The organism is Dysgonomonas sp. PF1-14, from assembly GCF_029892965.1.
Classification (GTDB): domain Bacteria; phylum Bacteroidota; class Bacteroidia; order Bacteroidales; family Dysgonomonadaceae; genus Dysgonomonas.
This window is the reverse complement of sequence record NZ_JARXWN010000003.1, coordinates 210348-227325: the sequence shown is the minus strand read 5'-3', so window position 1 is coordinate 227325 and position 16978 is coordinate 210348. Positions and strand designations below refer to the sequence as shown.

The 16978-nt window shown below is 41.3% G+C and carries 17 protein-coding genes; 14 read left to right on the top strand and 3 right to left on the bottom strand.

Annotated features, from left to right (window positions below; all coding sequences use genetic code 11):
* Window positions 1-274 precede the first annotated feature (274 nt).
* On the top strand, window positions 275-889 hold the full coding sequence (locus M2448_RS05440) for a hypothetical protein (RefSeq protein ID WP_280645517.1): 615 nt from the start codon (window positions 275-277) through the stop codon (window positions 887-889).
* A 59-nt stretch (window positions 890-948) separates the two neighbouring features.
* Here M2448_RS05440 and M2448_RS05435 read toward each other — a convergent pair whose 3' ends face one another.
* From M2448_RS05435 to M2448_RS05425, 3 genes are all read right to left on the bottom strand, one after another.
* Window positions 949-2955 carry an alpha amylase C-terminal domain-containing protein gene (locus M2448_RS05435; RefSeq protein WP_280645518.1) on the bottom strand — a complete coding sequence of 669 codons (2007 nt, stop codon included), beginning with the start codon at window positions 2953-2955 and terminating at the stop codon, window positions 949-951.
* A 90-nt stretch (window positions 2956-3045) separates the two neighbouring features.
* The gene (locus tag M2448_RS05430) at window positions 3046-3492 is read right to left on the bottom strand and encodes a YhcH/YjgK/YiaL family protein (protein WP_280645519.1); all 447 of its coding nucleotides are present in this window, start codon (window positions 3490-3492) and stop codon (window positions 3046-3048) included.
* 8 nt (window positions 3493-3500) lie between these two features.
* The gene (locus tag M2448_RS05425; RefSeq protein WP_280645520.1) at window positions 3501-3905 is read right to left on the bottom strand and encodes a hypothetical protein; all 405 of its coding nucleotides are present in this window, start codon (window positions 3903-3905) and stop codon (window positions 3501-3503) included.
* A gap of 267 nt (window positions 3906-4172) precedes the next feature.
* Between M2448_RS05425 and M2448_RS05420 the strand changes: the two genes are divergently transcribed.
* The 13 genes from M2448_RS05420 (at window position 4173) to asnA (ending at window position 16960) form a co-directional block, all read left to right on the top strand.
* Window positions 4173-6320 (top strand): M3 family metallopeptidase, encoded by a 2148-nt coding sequence (locus tag M2448_RS05420; RefSeq protein WP_280645521.1) that lies wholly within the window; start codon window positions 4173-4175, stop codon window positions 6318-6320.
* Between the two features lie 147 nt (window positions 6321-6467).
* Complete coding sequence (efp, locus tag M2448_RS05415; RefSeq protein ID WP_280645522.1) at window positions 6468-7034, top strand: elongation factor P; 567 nt, start codon at window positions 6468-6470, stop codon at window positions 7032-7034.
* Window positions 7035-7269: 235 nt separating this feature from the next.
* Window positions 7270-7968 (top strand): DNA repair protein RadC, encoded by a 699-nt coding sequence (gene radC / locus M2448_RS05410; RefSeq protein ID WP_280645523.1) that lies wholly within the window; start codon window positions 7270-7272, stop codon window positions 7966-7968.
* A 101-nt stretch (window positions 7969-8069) separates the two neighbouring features.
* On the top strand, window positions 8070-8384 hold the full coding sequence (locus M2448_RS05405) for an iron-sulfur cluster assembly protein (protein WP_280645524.1): 315 nt from the start codon (window positions 8070-8072) through the stop codon (window positions 8382-8384).
* 14 nt (window positions 8385-8398) lie between these two features.
* On the top strand, window positions 8399-9211 hold the full coding sequence (locus tag M2448_RS05400; protein WP_280645525.1) for a UDP-2,3-diacylglucosamine diphosphatase: 813 nt from the start codon (window positions 8399-8401) through the stop codon (window positions 9209-9211).
* A gap of 243 nt (window positions 9212-9454) precedes the next feature.
* Window positions 9455-9700: a hypothetical protein gene (locus M2448_RS05395; RefSeq protein WP_280645526.1), complete on the top strand. Its 246-nt coding sequence runs from the start codon at window positions 9455-9457 to the stop codon at window positions 9698-9700.
* Between the two features lie 234 nt (window positions 9701-9934).
* Window positions 9935-10345 carry an Rrf2 family transcriptional regulator gene (locus M2448_RS05390; protein WP_280645527.1) on the top strand — a complete coding sequence of 137 codons (411 nt, stop codon included), beginning with the start codon at window positions 9935-9937 and terminating at the stop codon, window positions 10343-10345.
* Between the two features lie 64 nt (window positions 10346-10409).
* Complete coding sequence (locus tag M2448_RS05385; protein ID WP_280645528.1) at window positions 10410-11060, top strand: NAD(P)H-binding protein; 651 nt, start codon at window positions 10410-10412, stop codon at window positions 11058-11060.
* A gap of 153 nt (window positions 11061-11213) precedes the next feature.
* Window positions 11214-11855, top strand: a complete 642-nt coding sequence (locus M2448_RS05380; RefSeq protein ID WP_280645529.1) for an MBL fold metallo-hydrolase — start codon at window positions 11214-11216, stop codon at window positions 11853-11855.
* Window positions 11856-11867: 12 nt separating this feature from the next.
* A complete protein-coding gene (gene gcvP, locus M2448_RS05375; protein ID WP_280645531.1) occupies window positions 11868-14720 on the top strand; it encodes an aminomethyl-transferring glycine dehydrogenase in 2853 nt (950 codons plus the stop codon).
* Between the two features lie 265 nt (window positions 14721-14985).
* On the top strand, window positions 14986-15300 hold the full coding sequence (locus M2448_RS05370; RefSeq protein ID WP_280645532.1) for a heavy metal-associated domain-containing protein: 315 nt from the start codon (window positions 14986-14988) through the stop codon (window positions 15298-15300).
* A gap of 5 nt (window positions 15301-15305) precedes the next feature.
* Complete coding sequence (locus M2448_RS05365) at window positions 15306-15758, top strand: copper resistance protein NlpE (protein WP_280645533.1); 453 nt, start codon at window positions 15306-15308, stop codon at window positions 15756-15758.
* Between the two features lie 164 nt (window positions 15759-15922).
* Window positions 15923-16960 (top strand): aspartate--ammonia ligase, encoded by a 1038-nt coding sequence (asnA, locus tag M2448_RS05360; RefSeq protein WP_280645534.1) that lies wholly within the window; start codon window positions 15923-15925, stop codon window positions 16958-16960.
* The last annotated feature ends 18 nt before the right edge of the window (window positions 16961-16978 follow it).

Sequence of the window (16978 nt, the reverse complement as noted above, 5' to 3'; positions counted from 1 at the left end):
CCTTACAAAAGTAATCAAACTTTTTGGCTCTTCATCTATTCATTTTATTCTTTATCTATTTTCGGAATAGGGAGAGTAAGCCTGAATACGGATATTGAATGTATTTGTCCCGAAACACAAAAGTACTAAAAACTATGATTTTCATCTTCGACACAAGAGGCACTATCAGACAGCCTATACGAGCTTCACTGAATTATCCGTTTTTTTATTCTATATGGATCCTCTTTATATAAATATTTGCATACTTTTGCATTGTTAAAAAAATCCATATACTATGTTTATTATCTTTAGCGCTAAATCATTCGTAAGCAACCCATTATCCACATCAATCAATTGCCCGAACTGTGGAGCAAAGCATTCCATTGAGGTTATTCTGCGACAAGAATATGTATGCTTTTTCTGGATTCCATCCGTTCCTCAACAAAAAGAATTTATACCCGTATGCAATAATTGCGCCAAAGTATTCTCTAATAAAGAGATACCTGTGGGCAAAGAGATTCGGGATAGCATAAAATCTCCCAGATGGATGTGGACAGGTACTTTCGTTGGCATAGCTCTTATATTTACACTATTGGGATATATTGCCATCGATAACAAAAATAAAGAGAAAGCCACCAAAGAGTATATAACTGCTCCTAAAGTGAATGATATATACGAATACGGAGCTGACAAGAGCTATAGTCTGATGAAGGTAATGAACGTAACAGATGACTCTGTTTATTTCTATCTACACTCACACCAAACAGACAGTGAATATAGTCTTCGTCAGCTAAAGGAAGATGGTTATGAGAATTCTTTTATCGACACGCTAATATATGGCTTTTCGAAAGAAGAATTACTGGAACAATTCAACGATAAGCTAATACTTAACGTTGAACGCAAAAAATAAAGAGGTGGCCTTAATGGTCACCCCTATACTGTTCCAAATTTAAAGCACCGCTCCTATAATTAATCCATCTTTCTCAACACAAATGCCGTACGTGCCGGTATATACAACTTCAGCCAGCCTTTACCGTCTTTTGCATATAATTCGTCATGTACAGTAAAATGTTCTACCGATTCATCCATCAGGTCATTTCCACCATATAGATGGGAGTCTGTATTCAATACCACTTTATATTTTCCTTCGGGAGCGAGGAATCCATAGTCGAAGAATGACTGATTCGGATTGAAACTGAATACGAATAGTAAATCGCCACGCATATATGCCAGCACTTGATCCTCATCCTTGTCCCAAAGCCTGATCACCGGATTTTTCTCGAAATGTTTAACTGATGAGATCAGTTGCAACATTGCTTTATCAAAGTCGCCCAGATAATGATATTTCAGGTCTTTATTATCGGCCAGCCACCACTGACGGCGAGCGTATTTATACGACCATCCGTTACCTTCGCGCGGAAAATCAACCCACTCGGGATGTCCGAACTCATTTCCCATAAAGTTGAGATAGCCACCGTTCATGGTGGATGCCGTTACCAGACGGATCATCTTATGTAAGGCAATACCTCTGTCCGTCATGTACGAACTGCCGTAATGCTTCGACATATACCAATACATATCGGCATCTATCAACCGGAATATAATTGTTTTGTCGCCTACCAAAGCCTGATCGTGACTTTCGGCATAAGTGATCGTTTTCTCATCTTCGCGTCGGTTAGTCAGTTCCCAAAGAATGCCTGTAGGATGCCAGTCTTCGTCTTTTCTTTCTTTTATTATCTTGATCCAATAGTCGGGAACATTCATCGCCATGCGGTAATCGAAGCCGTAGCCGCCGTCCTTTATCTTAGTAGCCAGTCCGGGCATACCACTCACCTCTTCGGCAATGGTAATTGCTTTCGGGTTTACCTCATGAATAAGCTTATTGGCTAATGTCAGGTAGGAGATAGCGTCTTCGTCTTCGTTGCCATTATAATAATCGGGATAACCGGAGAAATTATCTCCTAATCCATGACTATAGTACAGCATGGAAGTTACTCCATCGAATCGGAAACCGTCGAATTTATATTCTTCGAGCCAGAATTTACAGTTCGACAGCAGGAAGTGTATCACTTCACTCTTACCATAATTGAAAATAAGAGAATCCCAAGCCGGATGTTCGCGCCTGCTGCCTTCATGGAAATACTGGGAATAGGAACCGTCGAAACGTCCAAGACCTTCTGTCTCATTTTTCACAGCATGAGAGTGTACAATATCCATAATTACGGCCAGCCCCAACTCGTGTGCATCGTCTATCAGATGTTTTAGTTCGTCGGGCGTCCCGAAACGGGATGACGCCGCAAAAAAGCTGGACACATGATACCCGAACGATCCGTAATACGGATGCTCCTGAATAGCCATTATCTGTATAGCATTGTAACCGTCGTCCTTTATGCGGGGCAGAATATTAATTCTGAACTCTTCATATGTGCCTACCTTTTCCTGCTCTGCCGCCATACCTATATGACATTCGTAGATCAGTAGCGGATCAGTTTTTGGTTTAAAAGTTTTCTTTCGGAACTGATAGGGTTCTTTCGGGTCCCACACCTGAGCGCTGAATATTTTAGTCTGCTCATCCTGCACTACACGCGTAGCCCATGCAGGTATGCGTTCGCCTTCTCCTCCGTCCCAACAGACAATAAGTTTGAACAGATCGCCATGCTTCATCTTGCTATGGGGCAATTTCAATTCCCATTCGCCGCCATCTTTCGGATTCAGCTTATATTCGTCCTGTTTCTGCCAGCCGTTAAAATCTCCGACCATATATATAGCTGTCGCATTGGGTGCCCATTCTCTGAAAACCCACATACGGGCAGTCTTATGCAAACCGAAATAAAGATGGCCCGATGCAAACTCCGAAAGGGAAATCTTTCCGTTATTTGTTAATTCAGACTCTCTTTTCTGTACATAATTGTAACGTCCTTCGATAGCTTCCGCATAGGGTTTAAGCCATGGGTCATTTTTTATCAGTTTAAGCATAAGATAAGAATTATGAGTTATGAATTATAAGTTATGAATTTGAAAACTGGTAAAGGAGATTGCTTCGCAATTCATCATTTATAATTAGTTTTATAGTTTTATTTTCACTACTACCTTGCGTACTTTTCCTTCCCCTATGCACGGAGCATGCCCGTCTTGCGGAAAGAAAATAGCGAAATCGCCGGGTACGGCAGTCACAAGAGTAGTGCCTTTATCGTAAAAGAATTGTATATCTTTTTCTTCATTGAATGCGTCGCGCTCCTCTTTTAATTCTGCGCGGGCTTTCCATCCGTAAGTTTCAGGCTTACTGATCGGCAACTGAATGTCGATATATTTGTTATGAACTTCCATTTTGGCATCTTCTTCGGTCTTCATATCGCTGTCGGTAACGCCAACAAACAGGATTTTACCCCTTAGCTCAGTCTTGCCGGCTTCTACTTTCGAAAAGTCTACAGATTTGATGTACTCAAATGCTTCTTTGAACAGAGGGTGCAAACTGTAATAAGCCTCTGCATTTTTTAAACTGTCTAAAATCATAGTATATTTTAATTTTTATAATCTTCGGGTGCTACCAATACCGAGAAAAGGTATTTTCCGTTGCTATCATTGTATATATATTGCATAGAAACTTCATTATCTCTGAAAAAACGCGAATCGGGGCTTGTTTTTGTAGTTCTCACTATCTGAGGTTTCAGATTAGTCTTGAACAAAGTAGTATCAGTAACTTCTATACCTGACACCGTATGATAATACCTGATTGACTTCCCTTTAACAGCTTCGCATCTGTCGAGTCGTGTCCACTGATCCAACATTCTCGGACCTCTTTCGTTCGATTCTTTTGCCAGCTTTTCGAGCTGACTATCTACACTGCCACCACATTGAGTAAATATAGCAACGGTTACTAACAAAAAGATATACAGCAGATTCTGTTTTCTAAATATTTTATTCATAATCTAAAAAATTGCTTTCACAAGTTTAAGAAAATTAATCGGAATATCCGCCTATTCTTTCATTTTTCATATCCGGTGAAGTTATATCAGCTGAATGATGATGTTACATGCTACTCAACAAACAAATAACCTTTTTCTATGTTCAATAGCATTTCGAAGCGATTTTTCACCATATACTCGTCCAATTATTTCAACAAAGAGCAAATTTTACTTACATTTGTCCTAAATTGATTCATTTTCTTTAATTTAAATCTATTACTTTATCGTATGAGAAAGTTACTGTTTATTATTAGTTTATTAATTATGATTTATTCTTGTAATTCCACAAGTAATAAAGGAACGGACAATCCTTTTTTCTCCGAATTTAGTACACCTAACGGTGTTCCTCCATTCGACCAGATAAAAGCAGAACACTTCCTCCCTGCATTCAAAGAGGGCATGGCACGTCACAATGCAGAGATAGACTCCATTGTAAACAACCCGGAAGCTCCAACATTTGAAAATACAGTCGTTGCATTGGACGAATCGGGCAGAATGCTCGATAGGGTCGGTGCAGTATTGAGCGTTATGACCGGAACAATGTCTGATTCCGTATTCCAAAGCATAGAGAAAGAAATTACCCCTATGCGTACCGAGCATTATGACAATATCAACTTCAACGAGAAGCTGTTTGAGCGTATCAAAGCTGTTCATGATGACACAACCAGTGTAGCTAAACTGACTACCGAACAAAAAATGTTGCTTAACAAGACATACAAAGGCTTTGTTCGTTCAGGTATATTGCTAGACGGTTCTAAACAGGCTCGTCTGCGTGAAATAAACAAAGAGCTAAGCTCTGCTTCGTTGAGTTTCAACCAGAATCTGCTGAAAGAAACTGATAATTATCAGTTGGTAATAGACAAAAAAGAAGACCTTGCCGGCTTGCCTGATGGTATAATAGCTGCAGCAGCGAAAGCCGCAAAAGACAAAGGGCTGGAAGGCAAATGGGTATTTGGACTGAGCAAACCAAGCTGGGAACCATTCCTTCAATATGCCGACAACCGCGAACTGCGCGAAAAGCTATACAAAGCTATGTACATGCGTGGTGACAACGGAAATGAATTTGACAACAAAGACAATATCAAGAAAATAGTAAGTCTCAGACTGGAAAGAGCCAACATACTCGGATATAATACGCATGCCGACTATGTACTTGAAGAGACAATGGCTAAAAATCCAAGCAATGTGATGGGTCTGTTGAACAATATTTGGAAATACGCCCTGCCTCAGGCTAAGAAAGAACTTGCCGACCTGCAAGCTATTGCTAAAAAAGAAGGACAGGACATAAAGATCGAATCTTGGGACTGGTGGTACTATGCAGAGAAAGTACGTAAAGAAAAGTATGCATTGGACGAAGATGCGTTGAAACCATACTTCAAAGCTGACAATGTACGCGAAGGCGTATTTGCTGTTGCTAATAAACTGTACGGTATCACATTCAAACAAAGAACAGACGTTCCTGTGTACCAACAGGATGTAAAAGCATACGAAGTAAGCGATGCTGACGGTTCGCTTATAGGACTCATCTATTTTGACGACTATGCTCGTCAGGGAAAACGTCCGGGTGCATGGATGAGCAGCTTCCGCAAACAGGAAGTATTCAAAGGAGACTACGTTCACCCGCTTATCTACAACGTGGGTAACTACAACCCTCCGACAGATGGTAAACCTGCCATGTTGACGCTCGATCAGGTAGAAACTATGTTCCATGAGTTCGGACATGGACTTCACGGACTACTTTCTAAATGTAACTATTATGGCGTATCCGGAACTGCTGTTGTACGCGACTTCGTAGAACTTCCGTCACAGATAATGGAACATTGGGCATTCGAACCGGAAGTGCTGAAAATGTATGCAAAACACTACGAAACAGGTGAAGTTATACCTGACGAACTAATACAGAAGATAGAAAATGCAGGCTATTTCAATCAGGGTTTCCGCACTACTGAACTGGTAGCTGCCGCGATGCTTGATATGAAATGGTACACTCTGACTGCTGCGCCTAACTTCAATCCTAAAAATATAGAGGGTGTAAAAGATATGGACGTAGACAAATTCGAAGCCGATGCCATGAAAGAAATAGGACTGATAGATGAAATCATACCTCGCTACAGAAGTACATATTTCCAACACATCTTTAGTGGTGGTTATTCGTCGGGATATTACAGCTACCTGTGGTCGGAAGTGCTCGATTCGGATGCTTTCCAGGCTTTTGTAGAGAAAGGCAACATATTCGATCAGGAAACAGCTAAATCGTTCCGTGAAAACGTTCTGTCGAAAGGCGGATCGGACGAGCCGATGACATTGTATAAAAAATTCAGAGGAGCAGAACCTAATCCAATAAATCTGTTGAAAAACAGAGGATTTGTGAAATAGTTATAAGTTATAAATTATGAGTTATGAATTTAAGGATAAGTGGTTTTTACCAAAAAAGCCTAACTTATAACTTATAATTCATAACTCATAATTGTATTTTATTATCTTTGCAGCTCGAGAATTTTATAAACAAACAAATATATTTTAATGGCAACTACAGCAGATATAAGAAATGGTATGTGCATCGACATAGATGGGCAATACTATGTTATTATCGAATTTTTACATGTAAAACCGGGTAAAGGAGCAGCTTTTGTCCGCACAAAAATGAGAAGCGTTACTACCGGACGCGTATTAGAAAAAACATTCAATGCAGGCGTAAAACTGGACGAAGTGCGTATTGAAAGACGTCCTTATCAGTTCCTTTATAAGGATGATATGGGATATAATTTCATGAACACTGAGACTTTCGAGCAAATCTCTCTTGCCGGAGACATGATAGCCGGTGTGGCTTTCCTCAAAGAGGGTGACATGGTAGAAGTACAGGTGCATGCCGAAACTGAAACCGTACTGACTGCCGAAATGCCTCAGAACGTAATTCTGGAAGTGACTTATACCGAGCCGGGACTGAAAGGCGATACAGCGACTAACGCATTGAAGCCTGCAACTGTAGAAACGGGCGCAGAAGTACGTGTTCCACTCTTCATCAACGAAGGTGATAAGATCAAAATCAGCACAGCTGACGGATCGTATGTAGAGCGCGTAAAGGCATAACGACCCTGTTGTACAAAGATAAAAGAAGCCAGCCTTTCGGGGTTGGCTTTTCGCGTTTATGCTTTTAGTTTTATTTTATCTATAATATGAGGATATAAGCAGGGGCAACTTTATCTCTTATATATATATAGGAGCTATCTTAACTTCATAACCAACAAAAGAAATATTACTTACGATTATACGAAAAATGAGAAAAAAGTGTCAACTTTGTCAAGTTTTAACAATCAGATAGGAGATGCAGAATAAACCGAAACTCAATATAAAAGACTGGGCGGAAGAAGATCGCCCTCGCGAAAAGATGCTGCTGAAGGGAGTTGCCGCCCTCTCCGATGCGGAACTACTCGGTATTCTCATCGGTTCGGGAAACAAGAACGAAACGGCTGTGGAACTGGCACAACGTATCCTGCATAGCGTTTCCAATAATCTGAATACATTGGGCAAACAGGAAATCAACACCCTGATAAAGAATTTCAACGGCATAGGTGAAGCGAAAGCAATCACCATAGCGGCGGCTATGGAGTTGGGTAAACGCAGAAAATTATCGGAGATAGCTATACAACCACAAATCACATCGAGTGAGGACGCCTATCAGCTGCTTCATCCTGTACTGGCCGACATCAGGCACGAAGAAGTATGGGTATTATTACTCAACAGGGCAAATAGGGTATTGAAAAAGATACAGGTAAGCAAAGGCGGAATCAGTGGCACAGTTGTAGACATACGTATGATAATGAAAGAAGCGATAGACAATCTGGCATCGGCTATCATACTCTGCCACAATCATCCATCGGGGAACAGTAGTCCGAGTACAGATGACGACAACATCACCAAACGTCTGAAAGAAGCCGGAAAAATTATGGAGATACAGTTGCTCGACCATATTATTGTTTGCGATCATTCCTACTATAGTTATCTGGACAAGGGCAGATTATAATTATTTTCTCATCTTTTTTCACTACTTTTGCTCCACAATATAGAACTGTTATAAACTATCATCTTCGGATAAGTGTTTATTACAAACAAAAAAGTTTATATATGAGCGATTTATTAGAACTGGAAGGAAAAATAGTAAATATGTTGAAGACTGTTTACGACCCCGAAATACCTGTCAATGTATATGATCTCGGTCTTATCTATGAAGTAGAAGTCGACGATGATAAGAATGTGACCATCACAATGACGCTGACCGCCCCTAATTGCCCGGCAGCAGATTTTATCCTCGAAGATGTACGCTACAAAGTAGAATCGGTACAAGGAGTAAACAACGTACTCGTCAACCTTACTTTTGAACCTCAGTGGAACAAAGACATGCTTAGTGAAGAAGCTAAGCTTGAATTGGGTTTCCTGTAATAAAAGTGAGCGAAGTGGAAAAAAAAGTCTATTTTCTGTCTGATGTTCATCTGGGTTCGCCATTCCATAACAAGAATGTCGACAAGCACCAGGTAATAGCACTTCCTACAGCCAAGATAAAAGACGGCCGCTATCCACCTCAGCATGAAGTAGAACGCAAGCTATGCCGCTGGTTCGATATGGTGAAGCAGGATGCCGAAGCCATTTATCTGCTGGGCGATATCTTCGATTACTGGTTCGAGTACAAAAACGTAGTACCGCGTGGCTACGTTCGGGTATTAGGGAAAATAGCAGAACTCACCGATGCGGGAATAGAAGTACATTTCTTCATCGGGAATCACGATATATGGGTTACAGACTACCTCAGTAAAGAGTGTGGAATGACCATTCATTTACAGCCGCTTATCAGAGAGATATACGGTAAAAAGTTTTTCATGGCTCATGGCGACGGTTTGGGAGACGACTCTACATCTTTCAAAATATTACGCAGTATATTCCACAGTAAACTGTGCCGTATAGCCTATGCTGCTGTCCATCCTCGCTGGACAGTAGGATTTGCCCAATGGTGGTCACACCACAACAGGGTGAAGCATACCACTCCCGAATATTTCGGCGAAGACAAAGAACATCTGGTAGTCTTTGCGAAAAAGCACCTCAGTGTAGCCCCCAGCATTAACTTCTTTGTATTCGGGCATCGGCACATCATGCTCGACCTGATGTTATCATCCACAAGCAGAATAGCTATTCTCGGAGACTGGATCGACTATTTCTCGTATGGCGTATTTGACGGAAACAATTTCTCTTTGGAAATATTCGAGGGTGAATGAACACAGAGAGTAGCTGATCCTTATACAGTAGAAACCAACCACTCTTTTCATACATTATAAATCTACAGTACAGGATTATTTATCGGAATACAACCCGATAAGATTACCCTCGCTGTCAGAGAAGACACAGAAGTAACCTCTTCCCTCCGCCTCTATTTTTGTTTCGAGATCATCACTTTACCGCCATTTGCCTCTATAGTCGTCAAAGAGCGCGTTATGTCCTCACAGTTGAGACTGATAAGGATGCCATTTTGTGAAGGGATAAAATCTTCTGCCCACGAAACAGCTCCGGGAGCTACTCCGTCTCCAGATCGTGCGTCAGCCCGCGCCGTTAGCTTTATGGACGGGGTACCCGTAGGGAGAGAAAGGCGTAAAACAAAAACGTGTTTGAGCTTAGCTATCGGTTCGTATTATGCAAAAGTTATGAGCGAGTTTTTTTGTTTAGCCTTTGAGCCCTCTAACGGGTCGTCCTATGAAGCGGGGCGCTAAAGACTTTTTGATTCCTTTTGGGGCTTAGGCCAAAAGGAATGCAAGCAATATGTGATTGCACGCAGTAGAAAATAATAGAACATATAATTTCAACCACTGATTCGCATTATTAACTTACTGATTGTAAATAATAGACATTCTATTAAAATCAGAAAAACAATCAATTTGTCGGCTGTTTTATTTGTAGAATAAAAAATATCATTACCTTTGTACTGTAATAAAAAATATTACAGTATGAGCGATCGCAGATTTTCAATATCAATACATGTTCTTGTTTTGCTGGCTGGCAACAGCGGAGAATGGATGCCCTCCGACTATCTGGCAGGCAGCATGAACATCAATCCTGTATTGGTGCGAAAAGAATTGTCGAACCTTCGTAAGCATGGATTCGTCATAAGCAAGGAAGGAAAGAACGGAGGCAGCATGCTTGCCAAACCTGCGAATGAAATATATCTGTCTGATATTTACCGGACAGTAAGTTCGCAAAGCCTGCTGGGAAACGAACTGGCTTCACCCAATCCTGCTTGCCCTGTCGGACGGCAAATCAACGATCATTTGCATGCACTAAGTATGGAAGCAGAAAATGCAATGTTGAACATGTTGGGAGAGCAGACACTGGCTGAATTTACCCGAAAATTTGAATAATTATTTTTTTAATACAAACTGTAACTTATTTCAATACAGTTATAACCCATAAAAACAAAAATATATGAAAGTAGCATTAATCGGAGCAACAGGATTCGTTGGCTCACACCTATTACAGGAATTGTTAAGTAGGAATTATGAAGTAACGGCTTTAGCCCGTTCAGTAGAAAAGATCCCGGTAAAAGACGGAAAACCAAAAGTTGTAGCGGTAGATGTAACCGATACAAAGGCTTTGGCCGAAGTGATAAAAGGAAATGATGTAGTATTAAGTGCATTCAATGCAGGCTGGTCGAATCCTAATATCTATGATGACTTTATGAAAGGTTCGGAAGCTATTCAGCAGGCGGTGAAAGAAGCAGGAGTAAAACGCTATGTCGTTATCGGAGGAGCAGGTAGCCTGTACATAAATGGCAAACAGATAGTAGACGGAGAAGATTTCCCTGAAAGTATCAAACCCGGAGCTACAGCAGCCCGCGACTACCTCGATGTGCTGAAAAAAGAAACAGTATTGGACTGGACTATGTTCTCGCCTGCTATCAATATGCATCAGGGAATCAAGATAGGGCGTACCGGAAAATATCGTACCGGCACCGATGAACCGGTATTCGGAGCCGACGGAGAATCTACATTGTCGGTAGAAGACTTGGCAATAGCTGTGGTAGACGAATTGGAGAACCACAAGTTCTCGCGCCAACGCTTTACAGCAGGATATTAAATTATTCCTATCTATATCGGGAGGTAGGATCAATACGTTGATCCTGCCTTTTTGTATAATTATAACATAACTTATAACCGAATTTGGCTAGTTTCACGTCGAAAAAAGTTATATCTTTAGGTCGTTTTTTATCAGAAAGCTATTGGATAATATATGAATGTAAAAATATTTGAGTTTAACCCGATTAGCGAAAATACCTATGTGGCGTATGACGAAACCAAAGAATGCGTTATCATAGATCCCGGATGTTTCTTCCCAGACGAAAAAGCCTTGCTTCTTAATTTTATCCTCGACAATGATTTAGTAGTGAAGCATCTGTTGAATACACATCTGCATTTCGATCATGTATTCGGGAATAACTTTATATACGAGCAGTTTCATCTCGAAGCAGAAGCTAACAAAGGTGATGAGTTCCTGTTGGAACAACTGCCAAAGCAATTAGAGATGTTCGGGTTTCAGAACGAAGCCGGACAAGTACCCAAAATAGGAAAATACCTGAACGAGAACGATGTGGTAAGCTTCGGCAATCAGCATCTTATCGTGCTCGAGATTCCGGGACATTCTCCGGGCAGTATCGTATTCTACAATCAGGATGCGGGCTGTGTATTTGTCGGTGATGTGCTGTTCAGAGGCAGTGTCGGTCGTACCGATCTGGCCGGAGGAAATCATCAGCAACTGATAACCGGTATCAAAGAAAAGCTATTGACATTACCCGGCGATACGGTAATCTATTCGGGACATGGCCCGTTAACAACCATAAAAGACGAAATTAAAAGTAATTTTTATTTACAATAAACCGATAAATACATGAAAAGCGAGAGATTTCAACATCGCCACATTGGCATTAGTGCAGAAGACGAAAAAGTAATGTTGGAAAAAATCGGGGTAAAATCCCTCGATGAACTGATCGATCAGACTATTCCGCAAAACATAAGGCTACAGGGCGGGCTGAAACTTCCCGAAGCATTGAGTGAGCATGAGTATGCGGAAGAAATGGCCCTGATGGCATCGAAAAACCGTATATGCGCATCATATATCGGTATGGGCTGGTACGACACCGTTTGTCCTGCTCCTATATTCCGCAATGTATTCGAAAATCCGGTATGGTACACCTCTTACACACCATATCAGGCAGAAATATCGCAAGGACGCTTAGAGGCATTGATGAACTTTCAGACAATGGTAAGTGACCTTACAGGTTTAGCACTATCGAACTGCTCTTTACTCGATGAGGCTACAGCCGGAGCAGAAGCAGCTACAATGATGTATGCGCTTCGCAGCCGCGATCAGATCAAAAACGAAGTAAACAAGCTGTTTGTGGATAAGAATATTTTTCCTCAGACATTAGCTGTTATCAATACGCGTATGGCTCCACAGGGCATAACGGTTGTCGTGGGTGACTATCGTACTGTCGATATGAAAGACGGATTTTTCGGAGCTATCATTCAATATCCGGATTCTAACGGAAATATCACAGACTATACAGCTTTTGCCCGGAAAGTGCACGAAGCTGATTGCAAAGTAGCAGTAGCTACAGACCTGATGGCTTTGACTTTGCTTGTGCCTCCGGGCGAATGGGGTGCAGATATAGCATTCGGCAGCAGCCAGCGATTCGGTATTCCTATGTTCTATGGAGGGCCGTCAGCCGGATTCTTCGCGACAAAAGAAGACTATAAACGTAATGTTCCGGGACGTATTATCGGAGTTTCGAAAGATGCTTACGGAAAAGCAGCTTACCGCATGGCTTTGCAGACTCGCGAACAACACATCAAACGCGAAAAGGCAACATCTAATATATGTACGGCTCAGGCATTGCTTGCCACTATGGCGGGCTTCTATGCCGTATATCATGGGCCAAAAGGGTTGAAAAAAATAGCGAAGCGTATTCATTCAGCTACGGCTCTTATTGCAGACGAATTGAAGGAACTTGGTTATACAGTGCTCAACGAACAATATTTCGACACACTGAAAATTGCCCTGCCAAGCGGTGTTTCACAATATACAGTACGTGAAAATGCAGAAATGCGCGATATCAACCTTCGCTATTACGAAGGAGGAGAAGTAGGCATCAGTATTGACGAAACCATTACAGAGTACAAAGCACACGAATTACTGGCTGTGTTCTCGCTGGCGGTAGAACGCATGAAAGTGTATATGATAGACGATTTGCCGGAGAAAAACACCATTGCCGATAATTTCCTGCGCAAGAGCGAATACCTGCAACATGAAGTATTCAATTTATACCATACTGAAACTGAATTGATGCGCTACATTAAACGTCTCGACCGCAAAGATATATCATTGGCACATTCTATGATTTCTTTAGGATCATGTACGATGAAGCTGAATGCCGCTTCGGAAATGTTACCATTAGGGCTGGGCGGGTTCCAGAATATTCATCCGTTTGCACCCGAATCACAGACACAGGGTTATACCGAACTGATAGGCGAGCTGGGCGAATACCTGAAAGAGATAACCGGTTTTGCAGGAATAAGTTTTCAGCCGAACTCAGGTGCAGCAGGCGAATATGCAGGACTGATGACTATCCGTAAATATCAGGAGAGCATCGGACAAGGACATCGCAATATAATACTGATTCCGGCATCGGCTCACGGCACCAATCCGGCATCGGCTATACAGGCCGGATACGAAACCGTAACCATAGATTGTGATGCACAAGGAAATGTAGTACTCGAAGACTTGCAGGCAAAAGCCGACCTTCACAAAGATAATCTGGCAGGTTGCATGATTACATATCCATCTACACACGGAATCTTCGAGAAAGAGATCAAAGAAATGTGTAAGGTGGTACACGAGCGTGGCGGACAGGTATATATGGACGGCGCAAATATGAATGCTCAGGTAGGTCTTACCAATCCGGGCTTTATCGGTGCAGACGTTTGTCACCTCAATCTGCATAAGACATTTGCCATACCTCATGGTGGTGGCGGTCCGGGCGAAGGCCCTATCTGCGTAGCCGAACATCTGGTTCCGTTCCTTCCTCACCATCCAGAATTGGACGGAAGTACAGTAAATACTGTAGCTTCTTCGCCTTACGGTAGTGCAGGTATATTGCCAATCACATACGGATATATCCGTATGATGGGCGGAGAAGGACTGACACACGCTACTAAAATAGCAATACTGAATGCAAATTATCTGGCCGAGTGCTTCAAAGACACTTACGGTATAGTTTACAGAGGTACGACCGGAAGAGTAGGACACGAACTGATACTCGAGTGCCGCAAGGTAAAAGACGCTTCAGGCATTACTGAGTCCGATATCGCTAAGCGTCTGATGGATTACGGTTACCATGCACCTACATTGTCATTCCCCGTACATGGTACATTGATGATAGAGCCTACCGAAAGCGAAAGCCTTGCTGAACTCAATCGTTTTGTAGATACAATGAACCAGATATGGCAGGAAATAAAAGAGGTAGAAAATGGCACGTACACCAAAGAAGATAATGTGCTGGTAAATGCTCCTCACCCAGAGTACGAAATATGTGCAGACGAATGGGGCCACGCTTATCCACGTTCGAAAGCTGCCTATCCGCTCGAATTTGTAAAACAGAATAAATTCTGGATAAACGTAGCGCGTGTAGATAATGCCTATGGCGACAGAAATCTGATAACATGTTTGTGCGACATGGGATAAATTATAATTTTGCAAACATTATTGTAAGAATAATGTTATTATAAGTAACTGTTTAAATTTGATTGGCAATTTTATTTTGTATTATTTCAAATATATATTTTTCTTTTTATTCGCAGGTTTAGCGGGCTAAACCAAGAGTAAAAAGTAGAAAATAGAGAAGAAAGAATAAAAATAAGAGCCAAAGAATAATCGGAAACAGTTATATGAAGTATTTTCGGTCAAATTTAAACAGTTACTAATAACACTTAATAAGGAAACTATGAATATGAGAGTATTTTTAATTACGGTTTTATTGATGCTTGGAGCAGGATTGAGCCTGTCGGCACAAAATAAGAAGCCTGTAAATGACAAAGAAAAGGTTGTTTTTGATGTGTCGATGACTTGCGAAAACTGCCAAAAGCGTATTGAAAAGAATATCGCCTTCGAGAAAGGCGTAACCGATATGAAAGTAGACCTGGCTAAAAAGACTGTGGAAATAGAATTTAAGAAAAGCCAGACAACGGCCGACAATCTCAAAGCAGCTATCGAAAAGCTGGGTTATGAGGTTAAGGTGCACAACAACGAACCCAAAAAAGAATAAGGAAAATGAAAAAGTTATTAATGGTTATTGCAGCGGCAGCTTTTTTATATAGTTGCGGCGGCAATACGCAGAAAAATCAGGAAGAACAAGCTTCTGTAGATGAATTCTCTGAAATTGCAAAAAATGTAAAAGACGGTCATAATGCTAAAAACTCGCTGGATTATAAAGGTGTATATGTAGGAAAAATACCTACAGCAAGCGGGGAAGGTATGATTGTATCCATCACGCTTGAAGACAGTACCTATACGAAGAAAACCGAGTATGTAGGTAAAGAAAGCGGAAACATTGAAGAAAAAGGTATATATACATGGAATGTTGAAGGCAATACTGTAATACTGGATGGTATTAAAGATGCTCCTAACCAATATTTTGTTGGAGAGAACACACTGACACAGCTTGATATGGAGGGTAAGAAAATTACCGGAGATATGGCTGACCTGTATATTCTGAAAAAATAACGGAACATCTGATCCGTAGAAAAAGCCTTCTGAAAATTCAGAAGGCTTTTTTGATGGAGACTTTAAAATCAAAATGCAAACTTTTACCCTAGAATGTTTTCATATTAATGTTTTAAAACTAACTTTGCGTATTATTTGATATGAAATTGATATAATATATAATAATGAGTTATTTAATCAGACCGGAAGGATACCATGCTATACTCGATCTCCAGCAAACGGAGATGGGGATAAAACAAATCAAAGACTTCTTTCAGCAGAACTTATCTTCGGAGCTCAGGCTCAGACGTGTAACGGCACCATTGTTTGTACTGAAAGGAATGGGTATAAATGATGATCTGAACGGTGTGGAGCGCGCAGTGAATTTCCCGATAAAAGATATGGGCGACGAGCGTGCCGAAATCGTCCACTCTCTGGCTAAGTGGAAACGCCTGACCCTAGCCGACTATCATATAAACGAAGGTTTCGGTATCTATACCGATATGAATGCTATACGTGCCGATGAAGAACTGGGCAACCTGCACTCGCTCTATGTAGACCAATGGGATTGGGAAATGGTGATGTCGCCCAACAATCGTGACATAGAATTTCTAAAAGAAGTAGTAAGGCGCATATATGCAGCTTTAGTACGGACTGAATATCTGGTTTATGAAATATTTCCGGCTATAACACCCATATTACCATGCGAAATCACATTTATACATTCAGAAGAATTATTACAGAAATACCCGGGATTGACGGAAAAAGAGCGGGAAAATAAAATAGCAAAAGAATACGGTGCAGTATTTATTATAGGCATCGGCGGAAAACTGAGTGACGGCAAACCTCACGATGGACGTGCTCCCGATTATGACGACTGGACTACCCGGTCCGAAAATGGCTATAAAGGGCTAAACGGAGACCTTATTGTCTGGAATCCGGTATTAGGACAGGCCGTAGAGCTATCTTCGATGGGCATTCGCGTAAACAGGGAAGTGCTGCTTGAACAACTCAAAATAACAGGTTTGGAAGATCGCAAGGAATTATACTTCCATAAACGTCTGCTCGATGGTGAATTGCCTCAGTCTATAGGAGGTGGTATCGGACAGTCGCGACTGTGTATGTTTTATCTGCGTAAGGGGCATATCGGAGAGATCCAAGCCGGCATATGGCCTCCACAAATGCGTGTAGAAGCAGAGAGTTTGGGTATGCCGTTGATATAAGTAACTGTTTAAATTTGA